Consider the following 16,433-nt stretch of genomic DNA (forward strand, 5'->3'; position numbering starts at 1 on the left):
CGCGCCATGACCGCCGACTGGACCAGCGCCATCGACCGCGCCCGCGCCCATGCCCCTTTCCTTGCGAACGCGCTGGACCGCCTGCCCGCCGTGACCGAGCTGCTGGCTGCGGGCGACGGCCCCGCCGCCCTGTCGCTGGCCCGCAGCGCGGGGGACGGCGTGGCCGACACGGCTTCCGCACTGCGCCGGGAAAAGCAGGCGCTCAGTCTGGCGCTGGCGATCGGCGATCTTGCGGGCGCGTTCCCGCTGCTGGACGTGACCGGGCAGCTGTCCGCCTTTGCCGACCGCGCGCTGGACGCTGCCATCGTGGCGGGCATCCGCCGCCGCGTGCCGGACTACGATCCCGCCGACCCCAAGGGCTTCTTCGCCCTCGCGCTGGGCAAGCACGGAGCCGGAGAGCTGAACTACAGCTCCGACATCGACCCGATCCTGCTGTTCGAGCCGGAGGTGCTGCCCCGCCGCCAGCGGGACGAACCCGGCGAGGCGGCGCAGCGCGTGGCCCGCGCGGTGGTGGAAATCCTGTCGCACATGGGCCACGAGGGCTACGTCTTTCGTGTCGACCTGCGCCTGCGCCCCGCGTCCGAAGTCAGCCCGCTGGCGATCCCGGTGGCGGGCGCGCTCAGCCATTACGAATCCTCCGCGCTGACGTGGGAGCGCGCTGCCTTCATCCGCGCCCGGTCCTGCGCCGGCGACATCGCGGCGGGAGAGGCATTCCTGACCGCGATCCGCCCCTTCGTCTGGCGCCGCAGCCTGGACTTCGGCGCGATTGCCGAGATCGGCCGCCTGACCGCGCAGATCCGTGCCAGTACCGTCGGCAAGGACGGACGCGGCGCATCCGAGGTTGGCCCCGGCTTCGACCTCAAGAAAGGGCGCGGCGGCATCCGCGAGATCGAGTTCTACGCCCAGACCCACCAGCTGATTCACGGCGGCCGCCACCCCGCCCTGCGCCTGCGCGGCACCCGTGCCACGCTAGACGCGCTGGCCGGGGCGGGCCTGATCCCGGCAGACGAAGCGCGCCTGCTGGGTGACAGCTACGACCGCCTGCGCACCATCGAGCACCGGCTGCAGATGGTCCACGACCAGCAGACGCACAGCCTGCCGAAATCCGCAGAGGCCATCGACGAAGTGGCCCGGCTTGACGGGCTGGCGGACGGGCAAGCGCTGCTTGCCGAACTTTCCGCCATCACCGAGGCGGTGGGCGAGCGTTACGACACGCTGATCATGGCCAACACGCCGACCGGCGCGGTTTCCGTCGCCGTGCCCGATCAGGCGACGCTGCCTGAAAACCTTGCCGAACTGGGCTTTGCCGATCCCGCCGCCGTCGCCCGGCGGATCGAGGGCTGGCTGGGCGGCGGCGTGCGCGCCCTGCGCTCCGAAGCGGCGCGCACCGCGTTCGCGGCGATCCGGCACGACCTGCTCGCCGCGCTGGCTGCCGCGCCCGAGCCGGAACGCGCGCTGGCCCGGTGGGAGCAGCTGCTGGGCAACCTGCCCAGCGCGATCAACCTGTTCAACCTGCTGCAGGCCCGCCCAGCGCTGATAGAGATGCTGGCGCGCATCCTGGGCCTTGCCCCGCCGCTTGCCGACGCGCTGGCGCGCCGCGCCGACCTGCTGGACCCGCTGATTGACGCCAGCGCCTTCGACCTGCCCGGCAGCGTCGACGTGTTGGTGGCCGAACTCACCCGGTTCGAGGCGGGCGACGACTACGAACGCAAGCTCGACGCGGTACGCCGAAAGGTGGGCGAGATGCGCTTCAAGCTGGGCGTCCAGCTCATAGAGGGCGTCAACGACCCGGTCGACGTCGGCCACGCGCTGGCGCGCATCGCCGAAGCCGCGCTGGTGGTCCTCACCGACGCTTCGGTGGAAGAGTTCCGCGCCGCCCACGGGCAGGTTCCGGACAGCGAAATGCTGGTGCTGGGCCTTGGCCGGATGGGCGGCGGAGTGTTGACCCACGCCTCCGACCTTGATCTCGTCTACCTGTTCAGCGGCGATTTCCGGATGGAATCGGACGGACGCCGCCCGCTCGGCGCGACGCACTACTACAACCGCCTGTCGCAGCGCGCGATCTCCGCGCTGTCGGTGGCGACGGCACAGGGCGCCCTGTTCGAGGTGGACACCCGCCTGCGCCCCTCCGGCGAACAGGGGCCCCCAGCCGCCAGCCTCGAAAGCTTCGAGACGTACCAGCGCGAACAGGCCTGGACGTGGGAGCACATGGCGCTGTGCCGGGGCCGCCCGCTTTACGGCTCGCCGCAGGGCCGCGCGGCGCTGGCGCAAGTGGTTCAGGCCGTCCTCACCGCCCCGCGCGATCCGGCCAGACTGCGCGCCGACGTGCTCGAAATGCGCGCGAAGATGGCGCAGCACAAGCCGCAGGGCGGGCCGCTGGACGTCAAGCTTATGCGCGGCGGGCTGGTGGATCTGGAGTTCATCGTCCACTTCATCCAGCTGCGCGAACGCGGGCCCGGCCTCGACCCCGATCTGGGTCAGGCGGTGCGCCAGCTGACTGCCGCAGGGCTGCTGCCCGCCGCTCTGGCAGAGGCGCACGATGCCCTTACCCGCCTGCTGGTCGCAGGGCGCCTGCTTGCCCCCGATGCGCAGCTGCCGGGGCCGGCGGCACGGCTGGCCCTTGTGCGCGCATGTGGCTATGGCGACTGGGACGCGCTTGAAACCGGCCTTGCACAGGCGCGCCGCCACGTCGCGGCGGCTTGGGCGGGTGCCTTCGACGAAACTCTGGAGATCGACCCATGACAGCCCCCGCAGCACAGGCAGTTTCCCGGCCAACCGTTGGCGATGCCTTCCCCGACATCGCGCTGGAAACGCCCGAAGGCGGCAGCGTCAGGGCTTCGGACTTCGCCGGGCGCAAGCTGGTGGTGTTCTTCTACCCCAAGGACAACACGCCGGGCTGCACCACCGAGAACATCGACTTCTCGGCACTCAAGGCCGATTTCGATGCCGCCGGCACCGCGCTGCTGGGCGTCAGCAAGGACAACGCGACAAAGCACCGCAACTTCATCGCCAAGCACGACCTCAAGGCCCCGCTCGCCACCGATACGGAGGAAAACGGCCTTTCCGACGCGCTTGGCATCTGGACGGAAAAACAGAACTACGGCCGCACCTACATGGGCATGGTCCGCACCACCTACCTGATCGGCCCCGATGGCCGGATCGCGCAGGTGTGGGATAAGGTGAAGGTGAAGGAGCACGCCGCCAAGGTGCTGGAAGCCGCCCGCGCGCTTTGATGCCGACAACTCTTGCCTCCGCCATCCGCGCGGCGCTGTGCGAAACCGACCCGCGCGCCAAGGTGATGGCGACGCGCAAAGTGGCGCGTGATTGGCGACTTGGGCGTCTGGAATTCGCCTTCGACGTTGCGATGCCCGATACGCCGGGCCGGCCCGACCGGCCCGAACTGCTGCCGCCCGCTCGCATGCCGCGGCGGGGCAAGGCCGGGTCGCAGCGCGGGCGGATCGCGCTGTGGCACGCGCTGGCCCATATCGAATTCGTGGCGATCGACCTTGCGCTGGACATGGCGGGCCGGTTCGGCGCGCAGCTAGGGCCGCAGTTCGTCTCCGACTTCCTGCGCGTGGCCGCCGACGAGGCGATGCACTTCGCGCTGATCGACCGGCATCTCCGGGCGCAGGGCAGCCATTACGGCGCTCTCCCCGCACACGAAGGCCTGTGGAGCGCCGCGCATGACACCCGGCATGATGTCGGCGCGCGACTTGCCGTGGTGCCGATGGTGCTCGAAGCGCGCGGTCTGGATATCACGCCCGCGATGATCGATCGCGTCCGCTGCGTCGGCGACCAACGGGGCGCGTGCATCCTCGAACGAATCCTTGACGATGAAATCGCGCATGTTCGATTCGGATCAACGCATTTCGCCGCAGTGTGCAAACAGCTCGGCAAGGCTCCCTCAGCGTACTGGAAAGCCTTGGTTTCGCGCCACTTCCACGGGGTATTGAAACCCCCGTTCAACGACTCGGCGCGTCTTGCTGCCGGTTTATCGCGTGACATGTATGCGGCGCTTGCCTGACCGGAGGCTGACGGCATAAGTCATTCTCACGAGACGGCGGGGGGTTCCGACCATCTCCATACTTCTTGGCGCGACCGCTTCGGCTGCGCTCAAAACAACGTCGCGCTCAACAGGGCAGCGGCGGATAAGCAAGGTATTGCGAGTGGTCGTAACGAAATTTTTCGCCAAGTTCCGCGCAGTGACCGGCGTGTTCGTCGCCGCGGGACTTTCCATCGCAGCACAGCCTGCGATGGCCAACAGCAGCGCCGCCGCTGCCGACATTTCCTCCACCCTGCGCACCAGCCAGGCGAACCAGTCGGTTACCGGCGGTGAGGACGAACAGTTCAGCCAGATCTTCAGCTCCTGGCAGAACTATGAGGAAACCGGCCTTGCTGCCGCGAAACCCAAGGCAGCCGTGGGCGGCATCGCCTCGGTCGCCATTCCTTCGCGCAACCCTCTGGCGGTAGAACGCATGACCAGCAACTTCGGCATGCGCGAACATCCTATTCTCGGCGGTCGCCGCGCTCACAAGGGCATCGACCTTGCCGCGCCCACCGGCACGCCCGTCTATGCCACCGCCGACGGCACTGTCAGCCGCGCTTCGTGGTTCAGCGGCTATGGCCTGTACGTCAGTCTTGAACATGGCGGCGACATGCAGACCCGCTACGGCCACATGTCGCGCCTGAACGTTGCCGACGGCCAGCGTGTCCACAAGGGCGACATCATCGGTTACGTGGGTTCCACCGGCAACTCGACCGGTCCGCACCTTCACTACGAAGTGCGTGTCGCCGGCGAAGCCGTGAACCCGGTCCCCTACATGCAGCAGCCGAGCCTCGCTTCGGCCAACTGATCGGGGGCCTCCCTGTTGAGAGGAGGAAGAGGCGGCCGGCGAGCCGCCTTTTCTTTTGCCTGCTTCTGAAAATCCGATGCAGTTGGCCGTTCTGGATCGGATGGACGCGCCCCGCAACCAGCCCTTTTTCCGGCCTACGCCGATCTTGCGCGAACGTCGCCGCAAACGCTGCACCCGATTCGCGCTGACGGATTCGCACGGTGCCGAGATCGCCGTGATCGTCCGCGACATATCCTCTCGTGGGTTGAGCGCGGCGGCGGCGGGAACGCCGCCCGCCCTCAACGACGTGGTGCGCGCGCGGCTTGAAGATGGTCGCGAATTGTGGGGCCTTGTGCGATGGAGCGAAGGCAACCTGTTCGGCGTGGAATTCGACGTCGCGCCAAAAGGCTGAGAAGAACCGCTAGACCTCGTGGAAGTTCAGCGTGGCGTTGAGGATGAACACCAGCGTACCTGACACCAGCGAGACGATCACCCGCGCTGCCAGGTAATAGACGCCCAGCAGACCGGTCAGAAATGCGAAACCCGCGAGGATCACCGCCAGCCCGACCAGCGCGTTCGTGAGGTAATAGACGTAGCCGGTGAAAATCCCGCGGTCGCTTTCGCGGAACACCCATACCCGCGCGAGTACGTAGTTCAGCGAATTCGCGAACAGGAACCCGATCGTCACCGCCACATACTTGTCCACGCCCAGGCGCGAGACCATCAGCCAGATCAGCGCCATATCGATGGCGAAGCACAGGCAGGACGAGACGGCGTTGCGGGCGAACAGCACTGCCGTATGGCGGCTCAGCAGGCCGTAATGCGCGCCGGAGCCCTGGGAGGAAGGATCACGGTCGCGCGCGATGGGCGAATGGAACATGCCTTCGCTAACCCCGCCAGCGGACCAAAGTTGCCACCGTTTGCCGGATCATCCGGTTACGAGCCGTGCGCCGCCGATGACCGACCATCTTCAGACCTGCCGCTTCTCAAGCTTGCGCGCCAGTGTCCGGCGGTGCAGGCCCAGCCGGCGGGCGGTTTCGGAAATGTTGAACTCGCATTCCACAAGCGTCTGGTGGATATATTCCCATTCCAGCGTCTTGATGGAGGTCTTGCGCCCTTCCACCGGCACGCTGGCATCGCCGCGCAGCGACGCAAAGGCGGCTTCGATGTCGTCGGTGTTGGACGGCTTGGCCAGATAGTGCGATGCACCCAGCTTGATCGCCTCCACCGCGGTGGCGATGCTGGCATAGCCCGTCAGGACGATGATGCGGGTCTGCGGCGCATGGGCATGCAGCGCCTCTACCACGGTCAGGCCAGACGCGGCGCCCAGCTTCAGGTCGACGACCGCGTATTCGAACTCCTGTGCCAGGAACAGCGCTTCCGCCTCCTCCGGGCTGCCGGCCGAGGCCACATGGTAGCCCCGGCGCTCGAACGATCGGCGCAGGGTCCGCGCAAAAGTCGGGTCGTCCTCGACGATCAGCAGGCTGGCGCCCGTAGCGCCGATTTCGCTTTGCGTGTCGGTCATCGCTTCCCTTGCCGTTGTTCCTGTTCTTCCAGCGCCAGTGTAGCGAGCGGAATCGCCAGTTGCACGCTTGCTCCACCGGACGCGCGGTTTTCGACCGACACCGTCCCGCCCAGCTTGCGGATCACATTGACGACCAGAAACAGGCCGAGCCCGCCACCATCGCGTCCTTTGGTGGAGATATAGGGCTGGCCGATCCGGTTCAGGACTTCGGGTGCGAAGCCGGGCCCTCGGTCGCTCACGGTAAAGATCATCCGGCGCTCGGCAGCGTCACCCTCCAGCCAGACCTCGAACAGGACCAGGTCTGGAGAGACCTCAATGGCATTGTCGATCACATTGCCCACGATCTGGCGCAAACCCGGATCGGCGATGATCTCGACGTCCTCGGGCAACCGGTCGATGACGCGCAGTTCGCCGGGAATGCGGGCGCTCCATTCGTCAGCAAGGTCTTCCACGAAGCCCCGCACGCTGGTGACGGCGGGATCGACGCCGCGCAGTTCGCCCGCCGACATGAGAATACCCGACACGATCGTCTTGCAACGCTCAAGTTCGCGGCGCACGTCCGCAAGGTCTGCGGCCATCTCGGGATCGGCGGTGATCGTGGGCTCGTGGCTCCAGTCGCCCAGGATGACCGAGATCGACGACAGCGGCGTGCCCAGTTCATGCGCTGCGCCGGATGCCAGCAGGCCCATGCGGATGATATGGTCCTCTTCCGCGGCCTGCCGGTAATAGGCGGCCAGGCGGGCATCGCTTTCACGGCGGCTGCGGTCCAGCCGGACCACGAAGACGATCAGGAGCACCGCTGCCAGCACGAAGCAGAACAGGCTGCCATAGATGTAGAGGCGGAACTGATCGGTGGCGAAATGCGGGGGTAGCTGCAGAGGTTCGTAGCGGAAGGTAAGGAAGGCCATGCACAGGCAGGCGTTGAGGGCGACCAGCCAGCTCCAGCGCGCCTCCAGGATGATCGCGCCGATGACGATCTGCAGCAGGAACAGGAAGGTGAAGGGGTTGGTGGCGCCCCCTGAATAATACAGCTGCCAGCACAGCGCGACGACGTCGATCATCAGCGCCGAGAACAGTTCACGCTGTGAAAAGGCCTTTGCCTGGACCACCACCTTGGCGGCGGCCAGATTGATGACGATCAGCAACAGCGGCGCCAGCAGCAGAGGCGCGAGCGGCAACCGGACACGCAGCACCGCCGCCGCGACCACGATCGTCGCGAGTTGGCCGAATACAGCGATCCAGCGCAACTGGATCAGCAGCACCACGCTGGTGCGGCTGGGGGTTCCGCCCTCCACGCCCGGCGGGGCGAACAAGGCGGCAAGATCCGCGGCAACGCGGTGTAAAGGTGTCCGGCGTTCCGTCACGCCTTGCGCCATACGTAGACGAGGCCGAACAGCGATAGCGCCGCCATTGCGAACCAGGTCAGCGCATAGCCAAAGTGACTGTCGGGGAAGTGAATTTGCGTCAGCCCGGGAACGGGCTTCAGCGGCCCTGCCGCCTGCGCCTGCTCCACTTGCGCGTCGATGAACGCCGGAGAGACCGCCCCGATCCCCCGCGCGCTGGCAAGCGCCACGACATCGCGCGAGTACCAGCGCTCGTCCTGCGGTGCGTTGGACTGCAGGATGCTGCCCTTGGGCTCCGGAGAACGCAGCAGGCCGATCACCGTGGCCCGACCCTGCGGAGCGGCGGCAGCAGCGGCCCTGCGCGTAGTCCCGGTGGGCAGGAAGCCCCGGTTGATCCAGACCTGCCGGCCATCGTCCAGGCGCAGCGGCGTCAGCGTCCAGTAACCCGTGCCCAGCACCGTCGTCGCGCGCACCAGCGAAGTCGCTGCGCCGTTATAGGTGCCGGATACCCGCACCCGCAGATATTCCTGCGAAGGATCGAGCCGGGCATCCGCCGGCAGTGCCACGGGCGCGGCGTGGACCCGCGCATCGACGCGGGTGATCAGCGCATGCTTCCAGTGCATTCGCTGAATCTGCCACACGCCCAGCGCGCCGAACAGCGCGACCGCCACTAGCAGAAGCGCGGCAAGCCCGATGGGCCGCCGCGCTCCTTTTGCTACCGGTGTGCGATCCTCGGTCAGGGCAGCTGGCCCATTTCGTGCGCGGTCATCGGCATCATGTTTGTGTTGAGGTGGTACATCACCCACAGCGAGCCCGACAGCGTGATGACGACCAGCACGATGGTCAGGATCAGCGCCATGACCGTCCAGCCGTTCTCCGACTTGGTGTTCATGTGCAGGAAGTAGATCATGTGGACCACGATCTGCACTGCCGCGAAGGCCATGATGACCAGCGCGGTGGTCTGCTTGTCGGGGATTGCCCCGCTCATCACCAGCCAGAACGGAATCGCCGTCAGCACGACCGACAGCAGGAAGCCGACGACGTATTCGCGCATCGAACCGTGGCTGCCATGCTCGTCATGATGATCGTGCGCGGAAGGGTTGGGGTGAGCGTGCCCCTCGATACGGGTATCGACGTTGGCCATCAGAGCATTCCCATCAGGTAGACGAAGGTGAAGACGCCGATCCAGACGACGTCGAGGAAGTGCCAGAACAGCGACAGGCACATCAGGCGACGCTTGTTGGCGGGGATCAGCCCCTTGCGGCCGACCTGCACGACCAGCGTGAACAGCCACACCAGGCCGAAGGTGACGTGCAGACCGTGCGTGCCCACCAGCGAGAAGAACGCGGTGAGGAAGCCCGAACGCATCGGCGTCGCGCCTTCGTGGATCAGGTGCGCGAATTCGTAGAGCTCGATCGACAAGAACGCCGCACCGAACACGGCGGTGACCAGAAGCCACGCCTGCGTGCCGCCCTTGTTGCCCTTCTCCATGGCCAGCATGGCGAAGCCGTACGTGATCGACGAGAACAGCAGCATGGCGGTGTTGAGCGCCACCAGCGGCAGTTCGAACAGATCCTTCGGGCCGGGACCGGCGGCCAGGTTTCCACCCAGCACGCCGTAGGCCGCGAACAGCATCGCGAAGATGAGGCAGTCGCTCATCAGGTAGATCCAGAAGCCCAGCATGGTGCTGCCGCCTTCGGGATGGTGATGCTCCTCCAGCTCGAAGAACGCGGCGCGAAGCTGCTCGGAGCTGGCGGTGTTTTCAGGCTTGATCGTGTTTGCGGTCATGGCTCAGGCTCCCGCTGCTTCGAGCTGGCGGGTACGCGCGGCTTCGGTCTCGGCCACGGTCTCGGCCGGGATGTAATAGTCGCGGTCGTAGTTGAAGGTATGGAAGATCGCGTAGCCGATGATGCCGAGGAACGACACGGCGGCCAGCCACCAGATATACCAGATCATCGCGAAGCCCAGCGCCGTGGACAGGCCGGCCAGGATCAGGCCGGTGCCCGTGCCCTTGGGCATGTGGATCGGCAGGAAGCCTTCCACCGGACGCTGCACGCCGCAACGCTTCATGTCGTCATAGGCGTCTAGATCATGGATGATCGGGGTGAACGCGAAGTTGTATTCGGGCGGCGGCGAGGAGGTCGACCATTCCAGCGTACGGCCGTTCCAGGGATCACCCGTCTCGTCCTTCAGCTCTTCGCGCTTCCAGATGGACACCGCGAACTGGACCAGCATGGCGCCGATGCCGCCGGCGATCATCGCCGCGCCGATGCCGGCGATGACGAACCAGATCTGGATGCTAGGATCGTCGAACACCCGCATGCGGCGGGTCACGCCCATGAAGCCCAGGATGTAGAGCGGCGTGAAGGCCACCCAGAAACCGGGCACCCACAGCCAGAAGCTGACCTTGCCCCAGAACACGTTGAGCTTGTAGCCGAATGCCTTGGGCCACCAGTAGTTGATGGCGGCGAAGATGCCGAACAGCACGCCGCCGATGATCACGTTATGGAAGTGCGCGATCAGGAACAGCGAGTTGTGGAGCACGAAGTCGGCAGGCGGCACTGCAAGCAGCACGCCGGTCATGCCGCCGATCGTGAAGGTCAGCATGAACGCCACCGTCCACATCATGGGCAGGTCGTAGCGGATGCGGCCACGATACATCGTGAACAGCCAGTTGAAGAGCTTGGCGCCGGTCGGGATCGAGATCACCATGGTGGTGATGCCGAAGAACGAGTTGACGCTGGCGCCCGAACCCATCGTGAAGAAGTGGTGCAGCCACACGAGGTAGGACAGGATCATGATGACCATGGTCGCGTAGACCATCGACGAGTAGCCGAACAGGCGCTTGCCCGAGAAGGTCGAGGTGACTTCCGAGAACACGCCGAACAGCGGCAGGATGAGGATGTAGACCTCGGGGTGGCCCCAGATCCAGATCAGGTTGACGTACATCATCGGCGAGCCGCCGAAGTCGTTCGTGAAGAAGTTGAAGCCCAGGTAGCGGTCAACGGTCAGCATCGTCATGACCGCCGTCAGCACCGGGAAGGCGGCGACGATCAGGATGTTGGTGCACAGCGAGGTCCAGGTGAACACCGGCATGCGCATCAGGGTCATGCCCGGAGCGCGCATCTTGACGATGGTGCAGATCAGGTTGACGCCGGACAGCAGGGTGCCGACACCCGCAATCTGCAGGGCCCAGATGTAGTAGTCGACGCCGACCCAGGGGCTGTACGCCAGATTCGACAGCGGCGGGTAGGCCAGCCAGCCGGTCTGCGCGAACTCGCCGATGAACAGCGACATCATGACCAGGATCGCGCCTGCGGTCGTCATCCAGAAGCTGAAGTTGTTCAGGAACGGGAAGCTGACGTCGCGCGCGCCGATCTGCAGCGGCACGATGTAGTTCATGAGGCCCGTGACGAAAGGCATCGCCACGAAGAAGATCATGATCACGCCGTGCGCAGTGAAGACCTGGTCGTAGTGGTGGGCGTTGAGGTATCCCTCGTTCCCGTTGAACGCGATCGCCTGCTGGATGCGCATCATCACCGCGTCGGCAAAGCCGCGCAGGAACATGATGAGGCCAAGGATCATGTACATGATCCCGATCTTCTTGTGATCGACGCTGGTGAACCACTCTTTCCAGAGATAGGCCCACAGCTTGAAGTAGGTGAGCGCCGCCACTAGGGCGACACCGCCCAGCGCCACGACCACGAAGGTCGCGAGCACGATCGGCTCCTGCGGGATGGCGTCCAGCCACAGGCGCCCCAGCAAGGGGCTCCAGTGGGAATGGGCTGCGGCTTCTATGGCCATGAGTTTCAGTTCCGGGAATTCAAGGAAACGTGAGCGGGCTTCGCGGAAGAGGCGGCGGGCACCTCGTCACCGAAGCCGATCGACTGTGGGGCCGGGATACCAGCACCATTCAGCGAGCGAAGGTCGTCCGGCGCCTTGACGGTGCCGTCGCGGACCTGGCCGGGCATCTGTTCGCACAGCGCACGGACCCAGGCCAGTTCGCGCTTCACCGCTTCGGAAGGGTTGGCGCTTGCAGCGACCGCGTGTTCGCGGCCCTTCTTGTCGTAGGCGAGCATCTCGACGTTGCGGATGCCGGCCTTGCCGAGACCGCCGCGCGAATCGATCGCCATCATCTCGCTCATGCACATCTTGCCCGGCTCGACACACATGTTGACGACGGAGTCATAGAGCTTGGGGTCGATGGTGGCGAAGCGAATGGCCGGAACCTTCTGCGTCGGCTTTTCCAGCTGCAGGTAAGCGGCGCGATCAAGGGTTCCGCCGATCGGCTGCGCCGGATCGCCGGTGAAGGCCTCGGCGTTGGAAAGCTCTCCGGCAGGCTGCGGCCTGGTGCCGGTGGTCTTCACGTCCGCAATCCACTTGCCGAAATCGGCATCGGATACGGAACGCATCTTGAAGCGCATGTGCGTGAAGCCCGCGCCCGAATAGTTGGCGGAGAAGCCGACCGATTCGACGTTGGAGTTCATCACCGCGTGCAGGCGGGTTTCCATGCCCGGCATCGCGTAGATCTGGCCGGCCATCGCGGGAACGTAGAACGAGTTCATCACGTTGGCGGAAGTAATGCGGAAGTTCAGCGGGCGGCCGCTCGGCACGACCAGTTCGTTGACCGTGGCAATGCCCTGCTCGGGGTAGATGAACAGCCACTTCCAGTCGAGCGCAACCACTTCGACGTTGAGCGGCTTGGCATCCTTGGCCACCGGCGTCTCGGCGTCGATCCGCCCGATGGTGCGGTAGGGATCGAGAAGGTGCGTGCTGGTCCAGGTGATTGCGCCAAGGCAGATGATGATCAGCAGCGGCGCTGCCCAGATCAGCAGTTCCAGCTGGGTCGAGTGATCCCAGTCCGGCTCGTACGCGGCGTCCTTGTTGCTGGCACGGTAGCGCCATGCGAACACGACGATGGCCAGCATCACCGGGATGACGATCAGAAGCATCAGCAGCGTTGCAACGATAACGAGATCGCCCTGCTGCTGTGCAACGTCGCCCGACGGCTTGAGCACGACGGTATTGCATGCGGAAAGCGCGCCGGTCAGCCCAAGGGCTGCCACGAGACGCATCGCGCGGTTTCGAAACGGGCCGAAACGACGGCCGGGCGGGTTCAGGCGTGACTCGGACGGGTGCATGGCGCGTCGCCTAAGCTTGTGCTGCGGATGCGAACATAGGACATTTTGTCCAATCCCCTTGAGCGTTTTGAGATACAATAGGGCGCCGATGTAGCGGGCGCATTCTTGCGCCAGTTTCGATTCGCGGAACGTACAGGATTGTTCCCGCGTTCCGGCAGATTAATTCAGACGAAGGCTGCGAACCGCCAGATGAGCACCACAACCGCCCCTCCGACCCGCGAAGAACTCGGCCTGCCGACGTTCAAGCCGCACCACGCGATTTCGCCCTCCGAAATCGCGATCGGCGTGATCATCGGCCGTACCTCGGAGTTTTTCGACTTCTTCGTATACGCCATCGCATCGGTGCTGGTGTTCCCGAAGCTGTTCTTCCCCTTCGTCGATCCGCTGACCGGCACGCTCTATTCGTTCGCCATCTTCGCGCTGGCGTTCATTGCCCGCCCGTTCGGCTCGCTGTTCTTCATGGCTATCGACCGGACATATGGCCGCGGCATCAAGCTGACGATCGCGCTGTTCGGGCTGGGCGGATCTACCGCGGCGATCGCGTTCCTGCCCACGTATGAGACGATGGGCGCCACCGCGATCTGGCTGCTGGCGATCTTCCGCATCGCCCAGGGCTTCGCGCTCGGCGGCACGTGGGATGGCCTGGCTTCGCTGCTGGCACTCAACGCCCCCGAAGAACGCCGCGGCTGGTGGGCCATGGTGCCCCAGCTGGGCGCACCGTTCGGCCTGATCGTAGCCAGCGCGCTGTTCGCCTACATGATCGCGGTGCTGCCCGCCGCTGACTTCCTCGATTGGGGCTGGCGCTATCCGTTCTTCGTGGCGCTCGCGATCAACGTGGTGGCGCTGTTCGCGCGCCTGCGCATCGTCGTCACCGAAGAATTCCAAACGCTGTTCGAAAGCCGCGACCTGCAGCCCGTCAGCGTCATGGGCACCATCAGCAAGGAAGGCCGCACTGTCCTGATCGGCGCCTTTGCCCCGCTCGCCAGCTTCGCGATGTTCCACATGGTCACCGTGTTCCCGCTGTCGTGGGTGTTCCTGTTCACCCGTGAAGCGCCGACCCGCTTCCTGATGATCGAAGTGCTCGCGGCAGCCTTCGGCCTCGTCGCCGTGCTGCTGTCGGGCCGCCTTGCCGACCGCTTCGGTCGCCGGACCCTGCTCGGAACGTGCGCCGTTGGCATCGCCGTGTTCAGCGGCTTCGCTCCGCAGTTGCTGGATGCCGGCACCGCGGGCGAGCTGGCGTTCATGATCGGCGGCTTCATCCTGCTGGGCCTGTCGTTCGGCCAGTCGTCGGGCGTCGTCGCCTCGGCCTTCGCAACCGACCACCGCTACACCGGCTCGGCGCTGACCAGCGACCTTGCCTGGCTGTTCGGCGCCGGCTTCGCTCCGCTGGCCGCGCTGCTGCTGTCGACCCATTTCGGTCTGATCGCATCGGGCGGCTACCTGCTGTCGGGCGCGCTGGCCACCCTGCTGGCCCTGTGGCTGAACAAGGAACTGGCAAGCCGCTAAGGCTCGCTTTCACCGCCATCGAAAAGGGCCGCTATCCACCACCGGATAGCGGCCCTTTTTCATGCCCGGCTTGCCCGTGCCTCGCCGACCTGAAATAGCTTTTGCCCATGGTGAAAGCATGAGCTGGTACGCCCGTCGCGAAAACTGGATGCCGCAGGCCGAAGACGCCCGCGAAGACGGCGATATCGACTACGCCCGCGTCATCCACTCGGCCTCGTTCCGGCGACTGCAGGGCAAGACGCAGATCCTCAACCTCGGCGACAGCGATTTCTACCGTACGCGCCTGACCCACTCATTGGAAGTGGCGCAGATCGCAGGCGGTCTGGCGCGGCAGATGGCCCGGTCCTTCCCCGACCACCCGGCCACGGTCCACCTGCCCGAACGCAGCATGATCCAGGCCATCGGCTGCACGCACGACGTCGGCCACCCGCCCTTTGGCCACGGCGGCGAGGTCGCGCTCAACTACTGCATGCGCGATGCCGGCGGGTTCGAAGGAAACGCCCAGACCCTGCGGATTCTAGCCCGGCTGGAAAGCTATTCTGCCGGTGCTGGCGCCAATCTCAGCCGTCGCACCCTGCTGGGCGTCCTCAAGTATCCCGCAAGCTGGTCCACTGCGCGCAATCCGGCGCTTGTCCCGGCGCTCCTTGCCGGACCATCGACGATCCGCGTGCTCGACCAGCAAGGCTGCAAACCGCCCAAGTGCCACTTCGACAGCGAGCAGGACGTCGTTGACTGGATCCTGCAACCGCTTTCCAGGGCCGACCGAGACGCCTTTGTCGCCCTCGACCATCGCAACGGCAAGCATTCGGCCACCCGCCACAAATCGCTCGACTGCTCGATCATGGATGTGGCTGACGACATTGCCTATGGCGTGCACGACCTGGAAGACGCCATCGCTCTGGGCCTCGTCAGCCGCGATTCCTTTGCCCGGTCCGTGACCCCGCACTGCGGATCGTTCCTGAACGCGCTCAAGGAAAAGTACCCCGGCGAGAGCGAGAACGACGTGCTTTCGCGGATGCTGGATGGCCTGTTCGGCGACGCGAACACGCGCAAGCGCTTCATAAGCCGCATGGTGCACCACTTCCTGACGGGCAGCACTTTCACGGACGTCACCCCTTTCACCGAGCCGCTGCTACGCTGGCGTGTAGCGCTGGATGGATCACGACGCGATTTCCTGAATGCATTGCAGACCTTCGTGGTTCGTCACGTCATCACCAGCCCGGAAGTGCAACAACTGGAGTTCAAGGGGCAGACGATGGTCGTGGCTGTATTCGAAGCCCTTGCCGCCGACCCTGAGCGCCTGCTCCCCCGGGACGATCTTGACCGACTCGATCAGGCGGACGGCGGCATGCGAACGATCTGCGACTACGTCGCAAGCATGACCGACAGCCACCTTCTGCGCACATACGACCGGCTGTTCAGCCCGCGCATGGGTTCCGTGTTCGACCGGCTGTAGGAAGTGGCGCGGAGACGGAGGAGAAGCATCGCGATCGGACGTTTCCTTAGCAGCGCGCTCGGCGGCACGGTGGTGGGAACGTTCCACGACCCGGCGGAGTCGGGCTACAAGCGCAACCGTCCGGGATGGAGCAAGTGCTGGGCATGATTGAGGCGGGCGACGCAGACATGCTCGTCTGCGAAGCGTTGGACCGGCTCGCGCGCGGCAGCGAGGATATCGCCTGCCCGGGCAAGAAGTTGAGCTATCACTCGATTGATCTGCACACGGTAACGGGGGGCGTGTCGAAGAGGTCAAGTTCGCCGTCGCAGCCTGCTGGGAGCGCGCTTTCTCAAGAACCTCGCAGACAAGACGCTGCGCAGGATGCCGCCGATACGAGGCGGCGGCGCTGATTGATCAGGTGATCGAGAAGGTGACAATCTGCCCCGATGGCGCCAATCGTTTGGGCGCTTACGGTCGTGTCGGCGGTGTCGGATGGCGGCGTATGCCTTGAACGACAACGCCGCCCCTTGGGGCGGCGCGTTGTGTTCTATGGCGGTGGTTGCGGGGGTAGGATTTGAACCTACGACCTTCAGGTTATGAGCCTGACGAGCTACCGGGCTGCTCCACCCCGCGTCACTGATTTGCGTCTTG

15 protein-coding genes, 1 tRNA gene and 1 pseudogene are annotated in these 16,433 nt (G+C 65.4%); 8 read left to right on the forward strand and 9 right to left on the reverse strand.

The window, feature by feature from the left end:
• The first annotated feature begins 6 nt into the window (after positions 1–6).
• The 5 genes from GGR40_RS21705 (at position 7) to GGR40_RS21725 (ending at position 5,244) form a co-directional block, all read left to right on the forward strand.
• Positions 7–2,742, forward strand: coding sequence for a bifunctional [glutamine synthetase] adenylyltransferase/[glutamine synthetase]-adenylyl-L-tyrosine phosphorylase (locus GGR40_RS21705; RefSeq protein WP_429278351.1), 2,736 nt, complete (start codon positions 7–9; stop codon positions 2,740–2,742).
• Positions 2,739–3,233: a peroxiredoxin gene (locus GGR40_RS21710; RefSeq protein WP_429278352.1), complete on the forward strand. Its 495-nt coding sequence runs from the start codon at positions 2,739–2,741 to the stop codon at positions 3,231–3,233. Before GGR40_RS21705 ends, GGR40_RS21710 begins: the two co-directional genes overlap by 4 nt.
• On the forward strand, positions 3,233–4,024 hold the full coding sequence (locus tag GGR40_RS21715) for a ferritin-like domain-containing protein (protein ID WP_429278353.1): 792 nt from the start codon (positions 3,233–3,235) through the stop codon (positions 4,022–4,024). Before GGR40_RS21710 ends, GGR40_RS21715 begins: the two co-directional genes overlap by 1 nt.
• A 142-nt stretch (positions 4,025–4,166) precedes the next feature.
• Positions 4,167–4,853, forward strand: a complete 687-nt coding sequence (locus GGR40_RS21720) for a M23 family metallopeptidase (RefSeq protein WP_429278354.1) — start codon at positions 4,167–4,169, stop codon at positions 4,851–4,853.
• 100 nt (positions 4,854–4,953) lie between these two features.
• Positions 4,954–5,244, forward strand: a complete 291-nt coding sequence (locus GGR40_RS21725; RefSeq protein ID WP_429278355.1) for a PilZ domain-containing protein — start codon at positions 4,954–4,956, stop codon at positions 5,242–5,244.
• Between the two features lie 9 nt (positions 5,245–5,253).
• Here GGR40_RS21725 and GGR40_RS21730 read toward each other — a convergent pair whose 3' ends face one another.
• From GGR40_RS21730 to cyoA, 8 genes are all read right to left on the reverse strand, one after another.
• Positions 5,254–5,712 (reverse strand): GtrA family protein, encoded by a 459-nt coding sequence (locus GGR40_RS21730; RefSeq protein ID WP_429278356.1) that lies wholly within the window; start codon positions 5,710–5,712, stop codon positions 5,254–5,256.
• A gap of 90 nt (positions 5,713–5,802) precedes the next feature.
• The gene (locus tag GGR40_RS21735) at positions 5,803–6,357 is read right to left on the reverse strand and encodes a response regulator transcription factor (protein ID WP_429278357.1); all 555 of its coding nucleotides are present in this window, start codon (positions 6,355–6,357) and stop codon (positions 5,803–5,805) included.
• Positions 6,354–7,733, reverse strand: a complete 1,380-nt coding sequence (locus tag GGR40_RS21740; RefSeq protein WP_429278358.1) for an ATP-binding protein — start codon at positions 7,731–7,733, stop codon at positions 6,354–6,356. Before GGR40_RS21740 ends, GGR40_RS21735 begins: the two co-directional genes overlap by 4 nt.
• Positions 7,718–8,371: an SURF1 family protein gene (locus GGR40_RS21745; protein ID WP_429278359.1), complete on the reverse strand. Its 654-nt coding sequence runs from the start codon at positions 8,369–8,371 to the stop codon at positions 7,718–7,720. Before GGR40_RS21745 ends, GGR40_RS21740 begins: the two co-directional genes overlap by 16 nt.
• A gap of 65 nt (positions 8,372–8,436) precedes the next feature.
• Entirely contained in the window at positions 8,437–8,844 is a 408-nt protein-coding gene (gene cyoD, locus GGR40_RS21750) for a cytochrome o ubiquinol oxidase subunit IV (protein ID WP_429278360.1), read from the reverse strand.
• A complete protein-coding gene (gene cyoC / locus GGR40_RS21755; protein ID WP_429278361.1) occupies positions 8,844–9,488 on the reverse strand; it encodes a cytochrome o ubiquinol oxidase subunit III in 645 nt (214 codons plus the stop codon). Before cyoC ends, cyoD begins: the two co-directional genes overlap by 1 nt.
• A 3-nt stretch (positions 9,489–9,491) precedes the next feature.
• Positions 9,492–11,504, reverse strand: a complete 2,013-nt coding sequence (cyoB, locus tag GGR40_RS21760) for a cytochrome o ubiquinol oxidase subunit I (protein ID WP_429278362.1) — start codon at positions 11,502–11,504, stop codon at positions 9,492–9,494.
• Between the two features lie 5 nt (positions 11,505–11,509).
• Positions 11,510–12,841, reverse strand: coding sequence for a ubiquinol oxidase subunit II (gene cyoA / locus GGR40_RS21765; RefSeq protein ID WP_429278363.1), 1,332 nt, complete (start codon positions 12,839–12,841; stop codon positions 11,510–11,512).
• Between the two features lie 189 nt (positions 12,842–13,030).
• Here cyoA and GGR40_RS21770 point away from each other — a divergent pair, with 189 nt between their 5' ends.
• The 3 genes and pseudogenes from GGR40_RS21770 to GGR40_RS21780 form a co-directional block, all read left to right on the forward strand.
• Complete coding sequence (locus tag GGR40_RS21770) at positions 13,031–14,347, forward strand: MFS transporter (RefSeq protein WP_429278364.1); 1,317 nt, start codon at positions 13,031–13,033, stop codon at positions 14,345–14,347.
• A 118-nt stretch (positions 14,348–14,465) separates the two neighbouring features.
• The gene (locus GGR40_RS21775) at positions 14,466–15,803 is read left to right on the forward strand and encodes an anti-phage deoxyguanosine triphosphatase (RefSeq protein WP_429278365.1); all 1,338 of its coding nucleotides are present in this window, start codon (positions 14,466–14,468) and stop codon (positions 15,801–15,803) included.
• Between the two features lie 119 nt (positions 15,804–15,922).
• Positions 15,923–16,192 (forward strand): annotated as a pseudogene (locus GGR40_RS21780) (recombinase family protein); the annotation flags it as partial.
• A gap of 146 nt (positions 16,193–16,338) precedes the next feature.
• On the opposite strand, the gene GGR40_RS21785 reads toward GGR40_RS21780, so the two are convergent.
• Positions 16,339–16,415: transfer RNA gene (locus GGR40_RS21785), tRNA-Met, on the reverse strand.
• Between the last annotated feature and the right edge of the window lie 18 nt (positions 16,416–16,433).

Source organism: Novosphingobium gossypii, assembly GCF_050433305.1.
Lineage (GTDB): Bacteria > Pseudomonadota > Alphaproteobacteria > Sphingomonadales > Sphingomonadaceae > Novosphingobium > Novosphingobium gossypii.

Bases quoted from the DNA above. Each gene is read 5' to 3' on its own strand.
- cyoA (WP_429278363.1), bottom strand. From the start codon at position 12,841: ATGCACCCGTCCGAGTCACGCCTGAACCCGCCCGGCCGTCGTTTCGGC.
- GGR40_RS21775 (WP_429278365.1), top strand. From the start codon at position 14,466: ATGAGCTGGTACGCCCGTCGCGAAAACTGGATGCCGCAGGCCGAAGAC.
- cyoD (WP_429278360.1), bottom strand. From the start codon at position 8,844: ATGGCCAACGTCGATACCCGTATCGAGGGGCACGCTCACCCCAACCCT.
- GGR40_RS21710 (WP_429278352.1), top strand. From the start codon at position 2,739: ATGACAGCCCCCGCAGCACAGGCAGTTTCCCGGCCAACCGTTGGCGAT.
- cyoC (WP_429278361.1), bottom strand. From the start codon at position 9,488: ATGACCGCAAACACGATCAAGCCTGAAAACACCGCCAGCTCCGAGCAG.
- GGR40_RS21725 (WP_429278355.1), top strand. From the start codon at position 4,954: ATGGACGCGCCCCGCAACCAGCCCTTTTTCCGGCCTACGCCGATCTTG.
- GGR40_RS21715 (WP_429278353.1), top strand. From the start codon at position 3,233: ATGCCGACAACTCTTGCCTCCGCCATCCGCGCGGCGCTGTGCGAAACC.
- GGR40_RS21770 (WP_429278364.1), top strand. From the start codon at position 13,031: ATGAGCACCACAACCGCCCCTCCGACCCGCGAAGAACTCGGCCTGCCG.
- cyoB (WP_429278362.1), bottom strand. From the start codon at position 11,504: ATGGCCATAGAAGCCGCAGCCCATTCCCACTGGAGCCCCTTGCTGGGG.
- GGR40_RS21740 (WP_429278358.1), bottom strand. From the start codon at position 7,733: ATGGCGCAAGGCGTGACGGAACGCCGGACACCTTTACACCGCGTTGCC.
- GGR40_RS21730 (WP_429278356.1), bottom strand. From the start codon at position 5,712: ATGTTCCATTCGCCCATCGCGCGCGACCGTGATCCTTCCTCCCAGGGC.
- GGR40_RS21735 (WP_429278357.1), bottom strand. From the start codon at position 6,357: ATGACCGACACGCAAAGCGAAATCGGCGCTACGGGCGCCAGCCTGCTG.
- GGR40_RS21705 (WP_429278351.1), top strand. From the start codon at position 7: ATGACCGCCGACTGGACCAGCGCCATCGACCGCGCCCGCGCCCATGCC.